This is a genomic window from Streptococcus sp. Marseille-Q6379 (genome assembly GCF_965119505.1).
The window spans coordinates 208,640-225,482 of the sequence record NZ_CBCPLV010000002.1 but is presented as its reverse complement, the minus strand read 5'-3'; the positions used below and the strand labels follow the sequence as shown (position 1 = coordinate 225,482).

17 protein-coding genes are annotated in these 16,843 nt (G+C 40.6%); 16 read left to right on the top strand and 1 reads right to left on the bottom strand.

The genetic code is table 11. The annotated features are described in order from the left end of the window. Window positions 1–70 precede the first annotated feature (70 nt). Window positions 71–1,414, top strand: coding sequence for a methylenetetrahydrofolate--tRNA-(uracil(54)-C(5))-methyltransferase (FADH(2)-oxidizing) TrmFO (gene trmFO / locus ACWPVZ_RS07770; RefSeq protein ID WP_021144085.1), 1,344 nt, complete (start codon window positions 71–73; stop codon window positions 1,412–1,414). Between the two features lie 59 nt (window positions 1,415–1,473). Here trmFO and ACWPVZ_RS07765 read toward each other — a convergent pair whose 3' ends face one another. Beyond that, window positions 1,474–2,619 carry a cobalamin-independent methionine synthase II family protein gene (locus ACWPVZ_RS07765; protein ID WP_454381749.1) on the bottom strand — a complete coding sequence of 382 codons (1,146 nt, stop codon included), beginning with the start codon at window positions 2,617–2,619 and terminating at the stop codon, window positions 1,474–1,476. 167 nt (window positions 2,620–2,786) lie between these two features. On the opposite strand from ACWPVZ_RS07765, the gene ndk reads away from it, so the two are divergent. The 15 genes from ndk (at window position 2,787) to ACWPVZ_RS07690 (ending at window position 16,681) form a co-directional block, all read left to right on the top strand. Further along, window positions 2,787–3,200: a nucleoside-diphosphate kinase gene (ndk, locus tag ACWPVZ_RS07760; RefSeq protein ID WP_454381925.1), complete on the top strand. Its 414-nt coding sequence runs from the start codon at window positions 2,787–2,789 to the stop codon at window positions 3,198–3,200. A 1-nt stretch (window position 3,201) separates the two neighbouring features. After that, window positions 3,202–3,495, top strand: a complete 294-nt coding sequence (locus ACWPVZ_RS07755; protein WP_454381747.1) for a rhodanese-like domain-containing protein — start codon at window positions 3,202–3,204, stop codon at window positions 3,493–3,495. A 211-nt stretch (window positions 3,496–3,706) separates the two neighbouring features. Continuing rightward, the gene (locus ACWPVZ_RS07750) at window positions 3,707–4,471 is read left to right on the top strand and encodes a (S)-acetoin forming diacetyl reductase (protein ID WP_002883902.1); all 765 of its coding nucleotides are present in this window, start codon (window positions 3,707–3,709) and stop codon (window positions 4,469–4,471) included. Window positions 4,472–4,572: 101 nt separating this feature from the next. After that, a complete protein-coding gene (locus ACWPVZ_RS07745) occupies window positions 4,573–4,737 on the top strand; it encodes a hypothetical protein (RefSeq protein WP_002891050.1) in 165 nt (54 codons plus the stop codon). Window positions 4,738–4,858: 121 nt separating this feature from the next. Then, window positions 4,859–6,691 (top strand): translation elongation factor 4, encoded by a 1,833-nt coding sequence (gene lepA, locus ACWPVZ_RS07740; protein ID WP_454381744.1) that lies wholly within the window; start codon window positions 4,859–4,861, stop codon window positions 6,689–6,691. Window positions 6,692–6,886: 195 nt separating this feature from the next. Next, window positions 6,887–8,113, top strand: coding sequence for a hypothetical protein (locus tag ACWPVZ_RS07735; protein ID WP_454381742.1), 1,227 nt, complete (start codon window positions 6,887–6,889; stop codon window positions 8,111–8,113). A gap of 97 nt (window positions 8,114–8,210) precedes the next feature. Beyond that, a complete protein-coding gene (locus tag ACWPVZ_RS07730; RefSeq protein WP_002891047.1) occupies window positions 8,211–8,552 on the top strand; it encodes a hypothetical protein in 342 nt (113 codons plus the stop codon). A 211-nt stretch (window positions 8,553–8,763) separates the two neighbouring features. Further along, window positions 8,764–10,440 (top strand): acetolactate synthase AlsS, encoded by a 1,677-nt coding sequence (gene alsS, locus ACWPVZ_RS07725; RefSeq protein ID WP_454381740.1) that lies wholly within the window; start codon window positions 8,764–8,766, stop codon window positions 10,438–10,440. A 15-nt stretch (window positions 10,441–10,455) separates the two neighbouring features. After that, the gene (gene budA / locus ACWPVZ_RS07720) at window positions 10,456–11,175 is read left to right on the top strand and encodes an acetolactate decarboxylase (protein WP_002891043.1); all 720 of its coding nucleotides are present in this window, start codon (window positions 10,456–10,458) and stop codon (window positions 11,173–11,175) included. Window positions 11,176–11,338: 163 nt separating this feature from the next. Next, window positions 11,339–11,788, top strand: a complete 450-nt coding sequence (locus tag ACWPVZ_RS07715) for a MarR family winged helix-turn-helix transcriptional regulator (RefSeq protein WP_454381738.1) — start codon at window positions 11,339–11,341, stop codon at window positions 11,786–11,788. A 3-nt stretch (window positions 11,789–11,791) separates the two neighbouring features. Next, window positions 11,792–12,556, top strand: a complete 765-nt coding sequence (locus tag ACWPVZ_RS07710) for a nuclear transport factor 2 family protein (RefSeq protein WP_454381736.1) — start codon at window positions 11,792–11,794, stop codon at window positions 12,554–12,556. A gap of 13 nt (window positions 12,557–12,569) precedes the next feature. Then, window positions 12,570–13,535, top strand: a complete 966-nt coding sequence (locus ACWPVZ_RS07705; protein ID WP_454381734.1) for a zinc-binding dehydrogenase — start codon at window positions 12,570–12,572, stop codon at window positions 13,533–13,535. Beyond that, complete coding sequence (locus tag ACWPVZ_RS07700; protein WP_454381732.1) at window positions 13,528–14,256, top strand: ABC transporter ATP-binding protein; 729 nt, start codon at window positions 13,528–13,530, stop codon at window positions 14,254–14,256. The genes ACWPVZ_RS07705 and ACWPVZ_RS07700 overlap by 8 nt, the downstream gene beginning before the upstream one ends. Then, window positions 14,249–15,769 (top strand): ABC transporter permease/substrate-binding protein, encoded by a 1,521-nt coding sequence (locus tag ACWPVZ_RS07695; RefSeq protein WP_454381730.1) that lies wholly within the window; start codon window positions 14,249–14,251, stop codon window positions 15,767–15,769. The genes ACWPVZ_RS07700 and ACWPVZ_RS07695 overlap by 8 nt, the downstream gene beginning before the upstream one ends. Window positions 15,770–15,880: 111 nt before the next feature. Continuing rightward, the gene (locus ACWPVZ_RS07690; RefSeq protein ID WP_454381728.1) at window positions 15,881–16,681 is read left to right on the top strand and encodes a PhzF family phenazine biosynthesis protein; all 801 of its coding nucleotides are present in this window, start codon (window positions 15,881–15,883) and stop codon (window positions 16,679–16,681) included. The last annotated feature ends 162 nt before the right edge of the window (window positions 16,682–16,843 follow it).

The window sequence follows — 16,843 nt, the reverse complement described above, 5'->3', positions numbered from 1 at the left end:
CTAAGAGTAAAAATGAAGAAAGATTTGTGGGGGCAGGATTTCATCTTGTTCTCGAAGAGGTATTAGTGTCATGTCTCAATCAAAAGCAGATTATATTAACGTGATTGGAGCTGGTTTGGCCGGCTCTGAAGCAGCTTATCAGATTGCTAAACGTGGTATTCCGGTAAAACTATATGAAATGCGTGGGGTCAAAGCAACACCTCAGCATAAGACAACAAACTTTGCAGAATTGGTTTGTTCTAACTCTTTCCGTGGCGATAGCTTGACAAATGCTGTAGGGCTTCTTAAAGAAGAAATGCGTCGCTTGGACTCTATCATTATGCGTAATGGAGAAGCTCACCGTGTGCCAGCTGGTGGTGCCATGGCGGTTGACCGTGAAGGTTATGCAGAAGCAGTGACAGCTGAAATTGAGAACAATCCATTAATTGAAGTCATCCGAGAAGAAATCACAGAAATTCCTGATGATGCCATTACAGTTATTGCTTCAGGTCCTTTGACTTCTGATGCTTTAGCTGAAAAAATTCACAAGCTAAACGGTGGAGATGGGTTCTATTTCTATGATGCCGCTGCACCGATTGTTGATAAAGCGACTATCGACATGAACAAAGTCTACCTTAAGTCACGCTATGACAAGGGTGAAGCAGCTTACCTAAACTGTCCAATGACCAAGGAAGAGTTCATGGCCTTCCACGAGGCCTTGACAACAGCTGAAGAAGCTCCTTTGAATTCTTTTGAAAAAGAAAAGTATTTCGAGGGCTGTATGCCTATCGAAGTTATGGCTAAACGTGGTATCAAGACAATGCTCTATGGTCCTATGAAACCAGTTGGTTTGGAGTATCCTGAGGATTATAAGGGTCCACGTGATGGTGACTTCAAGACACCTTATGCGGTTGTTCAGCTTCGTCAGGACAATGCGGCTGGTAGCCTCTATAATATTGTTGGTTTCCAAACCCACCTCAAATGGGGAGAGCAAAAGCGTGTCTTCCAAATGATTCCAGGTCTTGAAAATGCAGAATTTGTACGTTACGGGGTAATGCACCGCAACTCTTACATGGATTCACCAAACTTGCTCAAACAGACTTTCCAGTCAAAATCAAACCCTAACTTGTTCTTTGCAGGACAAATGACTGGTGTAGAAGGTTATGTTGAATCAGCTGCCTCAGGTTTGGTTGCCGGCATCAATGCTGCCCGTCTCTTTAAGGGTGAAGATGAGGTTATCTTCCCTCACACAACAGCTATCGGGAGTCTTCCATATTATGTGACTCACGCTGAAAGTAAACATTTTCAACCAATGAATGTTAACTTTGGTATTATCAAAGAGTTGGAAGGGCCACGTATTCGTGACAAGAAAGAGCGCTATGAAAAAATTGCTGAGCGAGCTCTTAAAGATTTACAACCTTTTATTCAAGCTTAGACAACATTAAAATCCCTTACCGAATACGGCAAGGGATTTTATGATTTAAAAGTATTCAATTAGCCAAAGAATTTCTTAGCGATTTCTTGACCTTGTTTGATTTTAGCCCATTGTTGAGGTGTTGCCAACTCATTACCTGAGTCACATGAGGCGAAACCACATTGGTGAGAGAGGAAGAGACGTTCTTTTGGAAGGATTTGACTCGCTTTTTCAAGCAAATCAAGGACACGTTCTTCGTCATCAAGGTCAGTAGTTTTAGAAGACAAAAGTCCTAGTACAACTTCAGCTTTGTTGTCTTTAAGGGTTTCGAGAGCTTTGATATCACCAGCGGTGTCGCTATCCCACTCAAGGAAGAAACGGTCATAGTGTTGCTCTGCCAAGAACTTCTTAGCGATGGCTTCGTAAGTTCCTTCGGCAGCAGAACGGCTTTCATAGTTACCACGACAGTTGTGCGTCCAAACCGTTAAACCAAGTTCGTGAGCATAGTCTACAACCTCGTTATTGATAGCTACAAACTCATCAGCCAATTCTGCTAAATCAGAATTACCTTCCGCAAAGAAACTTGCAGGGTTTGATGGGTCAAAAAGTTCCCAGAGACAGTCATCAAATTGAACAATTTTTCCACCGACAGCCTTGTATTCTTCCAAGAATTCTTTATAGGCATTAATCAAACCATTTTTGAGGTCTTCATTTGTTTCATAGACTTGTCCAGGACCAGCCAAACGGTCAAAGATAGCAAGTTCAGTGTAGGCATGAGCAGGTCCCCAGATAGTTTGTTTGATATCTTCATCACCAGCTTCAGCCTTAACCAATTTGTAAATATCTAGGTAGTGGTGGTTTTTACCTGAGAGAGGCTCAGTGATACGAATACCGATATCTTTACGTGTTTCATATTGACCACCATCATGGTCTTTAAAAGTGTAACCATGCTCAGCAATGTAGCGTTCAATACCTTTGAGTCCCCAGACAAAGTCCAAGTGCCACATAGAACGTCCAAACTCCCCATCAGTAAGGATGTCAATTCCGTTAGCTTTTTGGTCAGACACAATTTGCTTAATATCTGCAGTTTCAGTTTCTTGATAACCAGGAAGGGCATCATAGAAAGGATACTGGATGTCGTCACGATGCTCGATTTCGTCCTTGTATTTACGGAGATCCGTAGGACGAAGAAGGGAACCGACTAATTGGAATTTAGATTTTGTCATTGTATTTACCTCAAAATGTGTATTTAAATCTATAGTACTTCTTATTTGAACTAATGAAAAATAGTTAATTTCTGGCTGTGGATATAGTTTTAGACTATATAAGGTTTAGGTCTGCAAAATGATATTTCCTATGGTAAAATGGAAAGAAAACGATGAAGGTTGGAAACATGCAAAAAACATTCTTTATTATTAAACCAGATGCTGTAAAACGACACTTGATGGGACAAGTGATTGATCGAATTGAGCGACGTGGCTTCATTATTGAGCGTATGGAGATGCTGATGCTTGACGAAGAACGTCTTAAAGAACATTATGCCCAATTGGTTGATAAACCATTTTTCCCTAGTATTTCTGAATTCATGATGAGTGGCCCAGCAGTTATTGGTATTATGTCTGGCCCAGGTGTTATCAAGTCATGGCGTGATATGATGGGAGCAACCAATCCTGGGGATGCTACTCCAGGAACGATTCGTGGAGACTTTGCAACTGCACCAGATGGGGATATGGTTCCGAATATCGTTCATGGTTCTGACTCAGAAGAATCTGCGGCTCGAGAAATTCAGATTTGGTTTGGTGAGTAAGATGGATTTAGTACAGATTCAATATGATTTAGCTAAGGGTGGACTGTTAATTGATGTCAGAAGTCCAGAAGAGTATTCAGAAGGTCATGTTAAGAATGCCCTCTTGATTCCTCATACACAATTTTTTTCTGCTGAGATTCCAGCTGAAAAAGACGCTTCAATTTACCTCTATTGTAAAATGGGGCCTCGTGCAGAATTTGCTGCAGGCGTACTGAAAGAACGAGGCTATACTAAGGTTTCCAACTTAGGTGGCTTGGACGATATGGAAGCACTAGGGTTTACGTTTGAAAAATAATAGAAAATAGACCACCTGCGGTGGTCTTATTTGTTTTCAGAAAAGTATGACAATTACTTGACAACGTTTTCACAAAGTAGTAAAATTCTCATTGAGTTAAGACAAAGCCTATGAAAATGACTTTGCCAGAACTTGATTAACTTAGCGTATTCCAATTGAGATAGGGCTTTTAATTAAGCTTGTAACTACAATTGGTAGAGGAGGATTTCGTATGTCAAAAGTTGCTATTGTTACAGGTGCAGGTCAAGGTATTGGTTTTGCGATTGCAAAACGTTTGGTTGAAGATGGTTTTAAAGTTGGGGTATTAGACTACAACGCTGAAACTGCAGAAAAAGCGGTTGCTGAATTGTCAGCAGACAAAGCATTTGCGGTTGTAGCTGATGTGTCTAAACAAGCTGAGGTGGCAGCAGCTTTCCAAAAAGTAGTTGATCACTTTGGTGATTTGAATGTTGTTGTTAATAATGCCGGTGTGGCACCAACAACACCACTTGATACTATTACTGAAGAACAGTTCCAACGTACATTTAACATCAATGTCGGTGGTGTTATCTGGGGTGCTCAAGCTGCACAAGCACAATTTAAAGCACTTGGTCATGGTGGTAAAATCATCAATGCGACTTCACAAGCAGGTGTCGTAGGTAACCCTAACTTGACTGTATATGGTGGTACTAAATTCGCAGTGCGTGGTATCACTCAAACTTTGGCGCGTGACTTGGCTGATTCAGGTATCACTGTCAATGCGTATGCACCAGGTATCGTTAAGACTCCAATGATGTTTGACATTGCTCATGAAGTTGGTAAGAACGCTGGTAAAGATGATGAATGGGGTATGCAAACTTTTGCTAAAGACATTACTCTCAAACGTTTGTCAGAACCTGAAGATGTGGCAGCAGCAGTTAGCTTCTTAGCTGGACCTGACTCAAACTACATCACAGGTCAAACCATCATCGTGGATGGTGGGATGCAATTCCATTAATATTAAAAAGGAGAGCGGAAGACTCTCTTTTTTTACTTGATAAAACATAATATTTCTGATAATATAATCTTAATTAATTATGCTTTAAAAGGAGCCTTTCTATGTCAGATATTTTACACTATATTATAGAGCACCCATTTTTTAGTCTCATTTTATTGGGAATTGTTGTACTAGCCTTCGGTTTAGCTCCATTTTCAAGTAGTTCTACAGAAAACAAGCGCTCTGCAATCATTAATAAGCACTACAACGATACTTTTAAGAAATAAGAAGGATTAAATGCGCTCAGAAAGCAGATATTAGAGATAGGCAAAAGCCTGTCTTTTTTGTATAATAGAAGGTAACGATTAGTTTTTTTATAATCACAAGTAAGAACTAGGAAAGATAAAAATGCCAAATATTGAAGAATTAAAACAACGACAGGAGAAGATTCGTAACTTCTCTATTATTGCCCATATTGACCACGGTAAATCAACCCTTGCTGATCGTATTTTGGAAAAGACTGAGACAGTATCAAGTCGTGAGATGCAGGCGCAACTCCTTGATAGTATGGACCTCGAGCGTGAACGTGGTATCACTATCAAACTAAATGCTATTGAGCTTAACTATACAGCTAAAGATGGCGAAACATATATTTTCCACCTTATCGACACACCAGGACACGTGGACTTTACTTATGAAGTGTCACGTTCTCTTGCTGCCTGTGAGGGTGCAATCTTGGTGGTGGATGCTGCTCAAGGAATTGAAGCGCAAACACTTGCCAATGTTTACTTGGCCCTAGATAATGACTTGGAAATCTTACCAGTTATCAATAAAATCGACCTTCCAGCTGCAGATCCTGAACGTGTGCGTACAGAGGTTGAAGATGTAATCGGACTAGATGCTTCTGAAGCCGTGCTTGCATCAGCTAAAGCTGGTATCGGTATCGAGGAGATTCTCGAACAAATCGTTGAGAAAATTCCTGCACCTCAAGGTGAAGTCGAAGCGCCTCTCCAAGCCCTTATCTTTGACTCTGTTTATGATGCCTACCGTGGGGTTATCCTCCAAGTGCGTGTAGTTAACGGAATGGTTAAACCAGGCGATAAGATTCAAATGATGTCTAATGGCAAGACCTTCGATGTTACTGAGGTTGGTATCTTCACGCCTAAAGCTGTTGGCCGTGACTACCTTGCGACAGGTGATGTTGGTTATATCGCGGCCTCAATCAAGACTGTTGCGGATACCCGTGTCGGTGATACAGTAACACTTGCGGATAATCCAGCAGCAGAGCCACTCCATGGCTATAAGCAAATGAATCCAATGGTCTTCGCCGGTCTTTATCCAATTGAGTCTAATAAATACAATGACTTGCGTGAAGCTCTTGAAAAGCTCCAGTTGAACGATGCCAGTCTTCAGTTTGAGCCTGAAACGTCTCAAGCCCTTGGTTTTGGTTTCCGTTGTGGTTTCTTGGGTCTTCTTCACATGGATGTTATCCAAGAGCGTTTGGAACGTGAGTTTAACATTGATCTCATCATGACAGCACCATCGGTAGTTTACCATGTTAATACGACTGACGGTGAGATGCTTGAAGTGTCTAACCCATCTGAATTCCCAGATCCTACACGTATTGATGCCATCGAAGAGCCTTATGTTAAAGCTCAAATCATGGTTCCTCAAGAATACGTTGGTGCTGTTATGGAGTTGGCACAACGTAAACGTGGTGATTTTGAAACCATGGAATATATCGATGATAATCGTGTGAACGTTATTTATCAGATTCCACTTGCTGAAATTGTCTTTGATTTCTTTGATAAATTGAAATCATCTACACGTGGTTATGCAAGCTTTGACTATGAATTGTCAGAATACCGTCGCTCACAATTGGTGAAAATGGATATTCTCCTTAATGGTGACAAGGTCGATGCCCTTAGCTTCATCGTTCATAAGGAATTTGCCTACGAGCGTGGAAAACTTATCGTTGACAAGCTTAAGAAAATCATTCCACGTCAACAATTCGAAGTGCCTATCCAAGCGGCTATCGGTCAAAAAATTGTTGCCCGTACAGATATCAAGGCCCTTCGTAAAAACGTCTTGGCTAAGTGTTACGGTGGTGACGTTTCACGTAAACGTAAACTCCTCGAAAAACAAAAAGCCGGTAAAAAACGTATGAAAGCTATCGGTTCGGTTGAAGTCCCACAAGAAGCCTTCTTGTCAGTACTTTCAATGGACGAAGATGAGAAATAAAAGTAATAGTCAGAATGTGATGTTCTGGCTATTTTTGTAAAACAGTTATGATAAAGAAGATTTTAAGATTTCCCTTCTCGAAGCGTGGAAGGATTTATACTGCGACTTTACTCACACTTTTTCTTTTAGGAAATGCTTATGTCAAACATAAATTTCATGTAAAAGCTGTAGAAGAGTTACAGATGGTTCTAAAAGATGATAAAGTCCAATGAGATTTTTGGTAGACGTCAACAATATGTTGCCATTAGTCATGAAGAACCCACTTACTATAATTCTGAAGATAATGTAGCTACTGAGTTGATTGGTAGAAATCATTTTGTTCGCTATTACGACACCATGAGTAGTCTCCATCAAGTTCATTTGGTAGTTTATGATATCAACAAAAATTTTGAAAAGAAAATTATTAATTTGACCCCATATTTGAAGAAAGTAAAAGATTTTAAAGATATTAAGGAGTTGGCTGTGTCTTTAAGATCGATTGATGGTTACGATTATGTTTTCTTGGAGAATTCTCAAAACGGTAAGCAATTTGCTTACAATTTAGATACGAATCAATTTTTAACTAGAGACCTACCAGATTATTCTTATAGTAAGGATGAATTGCTTTATTTTGGTGATAAGACTTCTGCTCGTAATCAGGTGAATGATAGCAACATGTGGGGATATTTAAAGAGAGAAGGAAACTTGGATGAGCTTTTAAGAATGTCACCAGCTCAAACAAACAACCATTTATCAGCTCATCTAAATGTGATCCTAGAGATTGATAATGTAGATACTTCAAAACAAGAGAATCAAATTAATCTATTTAAAGAAAATTCTGAAGTTAAGCCTATTTACGAAGAGGCTGTTAATCAGACAACAACAAACAGTAATACCTTAAAGAAATTTAAAGTATTGACCCGTCAAGGTAAGGAGGGAGATTTTCCGGTCGGTCCAACTGAGCCAGTGAAAAGCAGCCTACCTAATAAACCAAGCCAGCCAAAGAAAGTTCCAGAATTTAATGTTTTTCCTGATTCTATTTTTCCTATTAAACCTTTAAGTTTTAGTGACATTCTTAATAAGAAGGCAGAACAAGACTATCAGAAAGATTATCGAGCTTACGAAAAAGCACGTCAAAAAGCCCAAAAAGATTATGATAGGAAATATGATGCCTATAAAAAGAAATTGGCTCAATATGAGTCCTATAGAGATAGAGAGTACGACAAACAATCACAAATCTATTTTTCCCCTGAAGAGCAGACCAATGATATTTTACATTGGTTGGGAACAAATGGAGAGCAAGCAATTGTAATTTCTGTAGAGGACGGTGCTGGTATTAGGAAGGAAATTCATTCGTTTGCTGATATTAAGGAGTGGGTAGATAAACATGATTACGATAACACTATAAAATCGGACTTTAGAGATTATAAAGAAGCTAAATAAGGATTCATGGGCTTTTAGTCTTTTCAAGAAACCCATTACAAGCATTTTTTTCAGCTTTAGGCTATAATAGACAAAAAGGAATCTTGGGAGGGCCACTATGGATATCATGAGTTTTATCCCCAGTCAGCGACAGGCTATTCTGGAGCGTTTTCAGCAAGTGGAGGCCTTGGGATTAGGCGCAGTTCGTATTGAATTGAAGGTTGCTAATCCTGTTGGCATCATCTATGAGTGCTTTATTTTAGCAGGGGAGAATTATTTTTCTGATCAAGCAGTGGTATCCTTCCGCATTCTCTATGAAAAGGACTTGGAACGCATTTCTTTGGATGTCGTAGATATCCCTGGTCGCTCAAGCTTGTCTAATTATCTCCAGTTAATAGAGATTTTTGAAGGCTTGCAAAATTATCTTAATCGAGAGTTTGCTAAGGTAAAAAATACATGAACATCTGATGGTTATCAGGTGTTTTTTTGTGATAGAAGTTCAAAAATTCACAATCTTTTTTTCACAAGATTGTCTGAAAACTGTGCTATAATGATAACAGAATTGTGAAGTGATAAAAGTTTGTGAAAAAACGAGCAGACTTTGACACTTTGTGACTTATACTTGAAAGGAAAATTGGCTCTATCATTTTAGGGCCAGAAGGACTGTGTTCATGTCAGAAGAAAAGCAATTGTATGGTGCGGATTTAGTGGTTGATAGTTTGATTAACCATGATGTTGATTATGTCTTTGGGATTCCAGGTGCAAAAATCGATAGGGTTTTTGATACTTTGGAAGATAAGGGACCTGAATTGATTGTTGCCCGTCATGAGCAAAATGCTGCTTTTATGGCTCAAGGTGTTGGACGTATCACAGGGAAACCCGGTGTAGTATTGGTAACATCTGGTCCAGGTGTCTCCAATTTGGCTACTGGTTTGGTAACAGCGACAGATGAAGGAGATCCTGTTCTTGCTATTGGTGGTCAGGTTAAGCGTGCAGATCTTTTGAAACGTGCCCATCAATCAATGAATAACGTTGCTATGCTTGAACCGATTACCAAGTATGCTGCTGAAGTACATGATGCTAACACCCTTTCTGAAACGGTTGCTAATGCCTATCGCCATGCTAAGTCAGGGAAACCGGGTGCAAGCTTTATTTCAATTCCTCAAGACGTGACTGATGCTCCGGTCAGTGTTAAGGCTATCAAGCCTATGACGGATCCAAAACTTGGTTCAGCATCTGTTTCTGATATTAACTATCTCGCACAGGCGATTAAAAATGCCGTATTGCCGGTCTTACTTTTAGGGAACGGTGCTTCATCAGAAGCTGTAACTTACTCTATTCGCCAGATTTTGAAACATGTTAAATTACCAGTTGTTGAAACTTTCCAAGGTGCTGGTATCGTGTCACGTGACCTTGAAGAGGATACTTTCTTTGGTCGTGTAGGTCTTTTCCGTAATCAACCGGGGGACATGTTGCTTAAGAAGTCGGACTTGATTATTGCCATTGGTTATGACCCAATTGAGTATGAAGCACGTAACTGGAATGCTGAAATTTCAGCACGTATTATCGTAATTGATGTTGAACCTGCTGAGGTGGATACTTACTTCCAGCCAGAACGTGAATTGATTGGCAATGTAGAAGCAACCTTAGACTTGCTCTTGCCAGCTATTCAAGGCTACAAAATACCTGAAGGATCAGTTGAATATCTAAAAGGGTTAAAAAATACAGTCGTTGAAGATGTTAAATTTGAGCGTCAGCCTGAAGAAGGTACCGTACATCCACTCGATTTAATTGAAGTTTTACAAGAACAAACGGATGATGATATGACAGTTACCGTTGACGTTGGTAGTCACTATATCTGGATGGCTCGTTATTTCAAATCTTATGAACCACGTCATTTGCTTTTCTCAAATGGGATGCAAACTTTGGGGGTTGCTCTTCCGTGGGCCATCTCTGCAGCTTTGGTTCGTCCTAAGACAAAAGTCATTTCTGTTTCTGGTGACGGTGGTTTCCTCTTCTCAGCACAAGAATTGGAGACAGCAGTTCGTTTGAAATTGCCAATTGTTCATATTATCTGGAACGATGGCCATTACAATATGGTGGAATTCCAGGAAGAAATGAAGTACGGTCGTTCATCTGGGGTTGACTTTGGTCCTGTAGATTTTGTAAAATATGCTGAGAGCTTTGGAGCGAAAGGTTATCGTGCAACGAGTAAAGAGGAGTTTTCTAGCTTGCTCCAAGAAGCCTTGGCTAAAGCTGTAGATGGACCAGTCCTTATTGATGTTCCAATCGACTATAAAGATAATATTAAACTCGGCGAAACTATTTTGCCAGATGAATTTTACTAAAAAGAGGGTGTAGACATGTCTGAAGCCATAAAATTATTTCAATATAATACTTTGGGAGCCTTGATGGCTGGGCTTTATGGAGGTACTTTAACAGTTGGTGAATTGTTGGAGCATGGAGACTTGGGTCTTGGAACATTAGATTCTATTGATGGGGAGTTGATTGTTCTTGATGGTAAAGCCTATCAAGCTAAAGGCTCTGAAGGTAAAGTCGAAGTGGTAGAAGTTTCTCCAGATGAAAAAGTTCCCTATGCAGCAGTCGTACCTCACCAAGCTGAAGTTATCTTCCGTCAACGTTATGAAATGACTGATAAAGAACTTGAGGATCGTATTGAATCTTACTATGATGGGGTTAATCTCTTCCGTTCTATCAAAATTAAGGGTCATTTTAAACACATGCATGTCCGCATGATTCCTAAATCAAATGCGGATATTAAGTTTGCTGATGTTGCCACTCGCCAACCTGAGTACGAGGTAGATGATATTTCAGGTACCATCGTTGGTATTTGGACGCCAGAAATGTTTCACGGTGTGAGTGTTGCTGGTTATCACCTTCATTTTATTTCAGACGACTTGACATTCGGTGGTCACGTTATGGACTTTGTTATTGAAAATGGTATTATCGAAGTTGGACCAGTTGACCAACTCGATCAACGTTTCCCAGTTCAAGACCGTCAGTATCTCTTTGCTAAATTCAATGTCGATGAAATGCGTGAAGATATTACCAAGGCTGAATAAAAGATTTTAAAGATATCAATCGATTATAGTTAGAACTTTCCTAGATGATTAGGAAAGTTTTTTTGTTTTTATAATTATTTCGATATCGAAACAGTTGACAGATGTAACGAACAGTGATACAATGACTGTGATATTTCGATATAGAAATAAAAAGGAGACAAAAATGGATAAGATGACAGGAGGCTACCAAGCTCTACAGATTCGTTTATTGAATGGGCGTATCTTTCAAAAACTGCTGAGCAAGGAACCAGATGCCCAATACCGTAGTGAACAGGGGAAAATTTTAACAGTCTTATGGCAAAAAGAGCAAGGAAGGACAACTGCAACTGATATTGCTTTAGCGACGGGACTAGCTAATAACACATTGACCAGCATGATAAAGAAATTGGTCGAGCAAGGTTTGGTTAAGATTGAACAGAGTGACCAGGACAAGCGCAAGAAGTTTGTAGTCTTGACGGATTTAGGTTGGTCGCAAAAAGATATTGGAGATCGCGTCAGTCAGGAACTGGGAGAGATATTCTACCAAGGCTTTTCGGATAACGAAATCCAAGAATTTCAAGCCTATCAAGAGCGTATTATAAATAATTTAAAGAAAAAAGAAAACGTGGAATAAGTCATGTCTATTCAAGCACAAAACGCACAAAATCTATACCTTCATGCCATTCAAGATGGCCGTGTAGCAGAAGCTCAGGCTAGCTCTGTAGGGGATAACTATATCCAACACTCGACAGGGGTGCCAGATGGGAAAGAAGGTTTTGCGGCTTTCTTTGCAGATTTTTTTAAACGTCATCCAGAACGTGATATTAAGATTGTTCGTACCATTGAAGATGGAAATCTTGTTTTTGTTCATGTTCACCAATATCTGAACGGTGGAGAAGCCCAATGGGTAACGACGGATACATTCCGTGCAGATGAAAATGGTCGTATCGTTGAGCATTGGGACGTTATTGACTACTATCGCATACCTGAAAATGGCCAACTAGATCAGATCTTTGGAGATTTTGAAATCAAGGATTTGGGTAAGACAGCAGAAAATAAAAAATTGGTCCATCGTTTCTTGACAGAAATTTTCCAAAACAAGGAACTCGATCAATGGGAAGACTTTGTGGCAGAGGAACTGATTCAGCATAACCATGAGATTGGGCAAGGAAGCCAAGCTTATAAGAACTACGTACGCGAGCACAACGTAGCCTATGACTTTGTTTTCCAACTCTTGACGCAAGGTAATTTTTCAGTTAGCTATGGTCAGGTGTTGATTGATAGCGTTGCTTATGCTCAATACGATATCTTCCGTTTAGAAAATGGAAAAATTGTTGAGCATTGGGATAATAAGGAAGTCATGCCTAAGGTAGAAGACTTGACCAATAGAGGGAAGTTTTAAGAAGGAGTACCTTATGAAAGCAGTTGTTGTGAGCAGTCCAGGTGGACCAGAGGTATTAGAAGTTGTCGAACGACAAAAACCAATTTTGAAGGCCGGTTGGACCTTGGTGAAAATTCAAGGATTTGGCATCAATCACAGTGAAATTTTTACCCGTCAGGGTTTATCGCCGTCAGTTCAATTTCCTCGTGTGTTAGGAATTGAGTGTGTCGGTCTTGTGGAAGAAACGACTCGACCGGATTTGAAGATTGGACAGCAAATCATTTCTATTATGGGGGAGATGGGGCGAGCTTTTGATGGAGGTTATGCAGAGTATACACTTCTCCCAAATGAGCAAATTTATCCAATCAAGACAGAACTTGATTTGGAAAGCTTGATTGCCCTTCCTGAGACCTATTACACAGCTTTTGGCTCTTTTCTTAATCTCAAAATTGAGGAGAAAGATTGCGTGTTAGTCCGCGGGGCAACTAGTGGTGTAGGAATTGCCTTTGCTAGACTGCTTAAAGGAAAATTTCCTGAGATTCACTTGGTAGGAACAAGCCGAAATTTAGCTAAGGAAGACCAATTGAAGGCGGTCGGATTTGATCAGGTGATTTTGGAGAAGGATGGCGTCTTGCAAAGTGAGGAGTCTTTCACAAAAATTCTAGATCTAGTGGGACCTCGCCATATCAAAGATAGTATCCATCACTTAAGTGAAGGAGGAATTATCTGCTCTTGTGGTCAATTAGGTGGCCAGTGGACCTTGGCTGATTTTGATCCAATTGTTGAATTGTCGAAGAATGTTTATTTAACGACCTTTTATTCGGGGAATGTTTCAAATGAAAAGCTCCAAGAGTTGATCGATTTTGTGGAATTGTATCAAGTGGATGTCCGGCCTGAGAAGGTTTATAGGCTAGAAGAGATACAAGAAGCGCACACCTATCTTGAAAGTAGCCAGTCCTTCGGGAAAGTAATTGTGAAAATTGAGGAAGAATATGATTGAATATAAAAATGTAGTCCTGCGCTACACGGATACAGACATTTTAAAAGATGTCAATCTCCGTATTGAAGCTGGAGAATTTATGGTCCTTGTGGGACCTTCAGGGTCTGGAAAAACCACCATGCTCAAGATGATCAATCGTCTTTTGGAGCCGACAGATGGCAATATTTATATGGACGGAAAACGCATCAAGGACTATGATGAACGAGAGTTACGTCTTTCTACTGGTTATGTTTTGCAGGCCATTGCTCTCTTTCCAAATTTGACAGTTGCGGAAAATATCGCTCTCATTCCTGAGATGAAGGGCTGGGGCAAGGAGCGAGTGGCTTCCAAAACAGTCGAACTTTTAGAAAAAGTAGGCCTTACAGCTTCTGATTACGCCGATCGCAAACCCCATGAGTTATCGGGTGGGGAGCAACAACGGATTGGGATTGTGCGGGCCATCATTGCAGAGCCAAAGATTCTATTGATGGATGAGCCCTTCTCTGCTCTGGATGCTATTTCTCGCAAACAGCTACAGGCTCTTACCAAAGACTTGCACAAAGAATTTGGTATGACGACTATTTTCGTGACCCATGACACAGACGAAGCCCTAAAATTAGGCGATCGGATCGCGGTGCTACAAGAAGGAGAGATTGTGCAGGTGGCGGATTCTGATACCATTCTAGCCCAACCAGCCAATGACTTTGTTGCGAATTTATTTGGAGGTGCTCACCATGTCTAAACTACTTGCAACCTTTCAAGAACGCTTTGGAGACTGGCTCACTGCACTGGGGCAACATTTGCAACTGTCATTACTGACCCTGCTCCTTGCTATTTTTCTAGCTGTTCCATTAGCTATTTATTTAAGTACACGCAAGAGAGCCAGCAACTGGGTTTTACAGGTAGCTGGGATCTTCCAGACCATTCCTTCCATGGCCCTTTTGGGGCTCTTCATTCCCATCATGGGAATCGGCACACTTCCGGCCTTGACAGCTCTCGTCATCTATGCCATTTTCCCCATCCTTCAAAATACCATCACTGGTTTGCAGGGGATTGACCCAAGTCTAGAAGAAGCAGGGGTCGCCTTTGGGATGACCAAGTTGGAGCGCTTGAAGAAGTTTGAGATTCCCTTGGCCATGCCCGTCATCATGTCTGGGATTCGGACAGCAGCTGTGATGATTATCGGGACGGCTACCCTAGCTGCCTTGATTGGAGCAGGGGGACTCGGTTCCTTTATCCTTCTAGGGATTGACCGCAATAATGCCAGTCTGATTTTGATCGGTGCCCTGTCTTCTGCCTTCTTAGCCATCGCCTTTAACCTTCTTCTCAAATGGATGGAAAAGGCCAAATTGCGGACCATCTTTGCGGCTTTTGCGGTAATGGTTATCGGATTGGGAGCATCTTATACGCCAAGTCTTCTTCCCAAACCGGAAAAAGAAAACCTGGTCATTGCTGGGAAGTTAGGTCCTGAACCGGAAATTCTAGCTAATATGTACAAGATTTTGATCGAAGAAAACACGGACATGACAGTGACTGTTAAACCAAATTTTGGTAAGACTACCTTCCTCTATGAAGCTCTGAAAAAAGGGGATATTGCTATCTATCCAGAGTTTACAGGGACCGTGACCGAAAGTCTCCTCAAGCCGGCGCCGCAAGTCGACCATGATCCAGAAGCAGTCTATCAAGCGGCTCGAGATGGGATCAAGAAACAAGACAACCTAGCCTTGCTCAAACCCATGGCTTATCAGAATACCTATGCTGTCGCGGTGCCTAAGAAAATTGCCCAAGAGTATGGCCTCAAGACCATTTCAGATTTGAAAAAGGTGGAAGGACAACTCAAGGCGGGATTTACGCTAGAGTTTAATGATCGAGAGGATGGAAACAAGGGCTTGCAGAAAGTCTATGGTCTTAATCTACAAGTCTCCACCATGGAGCCAGCCCTTCGCTACCAGGCGATCCAGTCTGGTGAAATCCAGATAACAGATGCCTATTCAACGGATGCCGAGCTTGCTCGCTATGACCTTGTGACCCTAGAGGATGACAAACAACTCTTCCCACCTTATCAAGGAGCTCCCCTCATGAAAGAAGCTCTTCTTAAGAAACATCCAGAATTGGAAGGCATTCTAAACAAGTTAGCTGGTAAAATCACAGCAGAGCAAATGAGCCAGATGAACTACCAAGTGGGAGTAGAAGGTAAACCGGCTGCCCAAGTCGCACATGATTTCTTGGTAAAAGAAGGTGTTATCAAGAAATAATGAAAAATTTGCACAAAAAGTAACTTTTTCAATTAACTTTTTTAGTTACTATTTGTCTGTTTTCTATCCTATTTTCAGATATAATAAAGATAACAAATTAAGGAGCCCTTCATGCCAATTAGTCAATATACGATTTCTCAATTTATCGTTGATGCTTTTACAGATACCGTTTTTAAAGGGAACCCAGCTGCTGTTTGTCTTCTGGACGAATGGTTGTCGGATAATACCTTACAGAATATTGCCAAAGAAAATAATCTCTCTGAGACAGCTTTTACGGTTAAAAAGAACGGCTATTACGATTTACGTTGGTTTACTCCCGGTGGAGAAATCGATTTGTGTGGTCATGCGACTTTAGCAACTGCCTTCGTTCTCTTTCAATTTATAGAAGTGGATGTTGATAGTCTAACCTTTACAACTCAGAGTGGGGAGCTTTTGGTAACCAAAAGAGGAGAGCTATATGAGCTGAATTTCCCAGTTTACTCGATGCACCAAGTTCCAGTAACAAGTGAGATGGAAGAAGCAATCGGTGTCCGTCCTCTTGAAGCGTGGCTTGGAAGAGATCTAGTGTGTATCCTCCCTTATGAAAATGATGTCATTGCTGCGACTCCAGATTTCGATAAAGTTAAAGCATTAGATGGCTTACTCCTAAATATCACAGCTAAAGGTAAAAACTATGATACCGTTACACGTAGTTTTGCACCAAAATTATCAGTCATGGAGGATCCAGTTTGTGGTTCTGGGCATTGTCATGTCATTCCCTTATGGGCTAATAAGTTAGGACAAGAAGAATTTAGAGCTTATCAAGCCTCTAAGAGAAGTGGTCATCTTATTTGTCGTCTTGAAGGAGACAGGATTTACCTTGCAGGAAAAGCCGCCCTCTATAGCCGTGGCGAGATTTATGTGACAGACTAGATGTTGTCTAGTATAAGCAATAACGATTAAAGTCATTATAGAAACAAAAGATGTCTAGCTGAGCTAGGCATTTTAAATTTTCCAAATTTTTTTGAAGAATTTTCAGAAAAGACTTGACAATTTTGAAAATAAGCGTATGATATAGAGTATGAACTTAGAAAT

Coding starts and splice junctions, on each gene's coding strand:
- ACWPVZ_RS07695 (WP_454381730.1), top strand. CDS start 14,249: ATGTCTAAACTACTTGCAACCTTTCAAGAACGCTTTGGAGACTGGCTC.
- ACWPVZ_RS07700 (WP_454381732.1), top strand. CDS start 13,528: ATGATTGAATATAAAAATGTAGTCCTGCGCTACACGGATACAGACATT.
- ACWPVZ_RS07735 (WP_454381742.1), top strand. CDS start 6,887: ATGATAAAGTCCAATGAGATTTTTGGTAGACGTCAACAATATGTTGCC.
- trmFO (WP_021144085.1), top strand. CDS start 71: ATGTCTCAATCAAAAGCAGATTATATTAACGTGATTGGAGCTGGTTTG.
- budA (WP_002891043.1), top strand. CDS start 10,456: ATGTCTGAAGCCATAAAATTATTTCAATATAATACTTTGGGAGCCTTG.
- ACWPVZ_RS07765 (WP_454381749.1), bottom strand. CDS start 2,619: ATGACAAAATCTAAATTCCAATTAGTCGGTTCCCTTCTTCGTCCTACG.
- ACWPVZ_RS07705 (WP_454381734.1), top strand. CDS start 12,570: ATGAAAGCAGTTGTTGTGAGCAGTCCAGGTGGACCAGAGGTATTAGAA.
- ACWPVZ_RS07730 (WP_002891047.1), top strand. CDS start 8,211: ATGGATATCATGAGTTTTATCCCCAGTCAGCGACAGGCTATTCTGGAG.
- alsS (WP_454381740.1), top strand. CDS start 8,764: ATGTCAGAAGAAAAGCAATTGTATGGTGCGGATTTAGTGGTTGATAGT.
- lepA (WP_454381744.1), top strand. CDS start 4,859: ATGCCAAATATTGAAGAATTAAAACAACGACAGGAGAAGATTCGTAAC.
- ACWPVZ_RS07755 (WP_454381747.1), top strand. CDS start 3,202: ATGGATTTAGTACAGATTCAATATGATTTAGCTAAGGGTGGACTGTTA.
- ACWPVZ_RS07710 (WP_454381736.1), top strand. CDS start 11,792: ATGTCTATTCAAGCACAAAACGCACAAAATCTATACCTTCATGCCATT.
- ACWPVZ_RS07715 (WP_454381738.1), top strand. CDS start 11,339: ATGGATAAGATGACAGGAGGCTACCAAGCTCTACAGATTCGTTTATTG.
- ACWPVZ_RS07745 (WP_002891050.1), top strand. CDS start 4,573: ATGTCAGATATTTTACACTATATTATAGAGCACCCATTTTTTAGTCTC.
- ACWPVZ_RS07750 (WP_002883902.1), top strand. CDS start 3,707: ATGTCAAAAGTTGCTATTGTTACAGGTGCAGGTCAAGGTATTGGTTTT.
- ndk (WP_454381925.1), top strand. CDS start 2,787: ATGCAAAAAACATTCTTTATTATTAAACCAGATGCTGTAAAACGACAC.
- ACWPVZ_RS07690 (WP_454381728.1), top strand. CDS start 15,881: ATGCCAATTAGTCAATATACGATTTCTCAATTTATCGTTGATGCTTTT.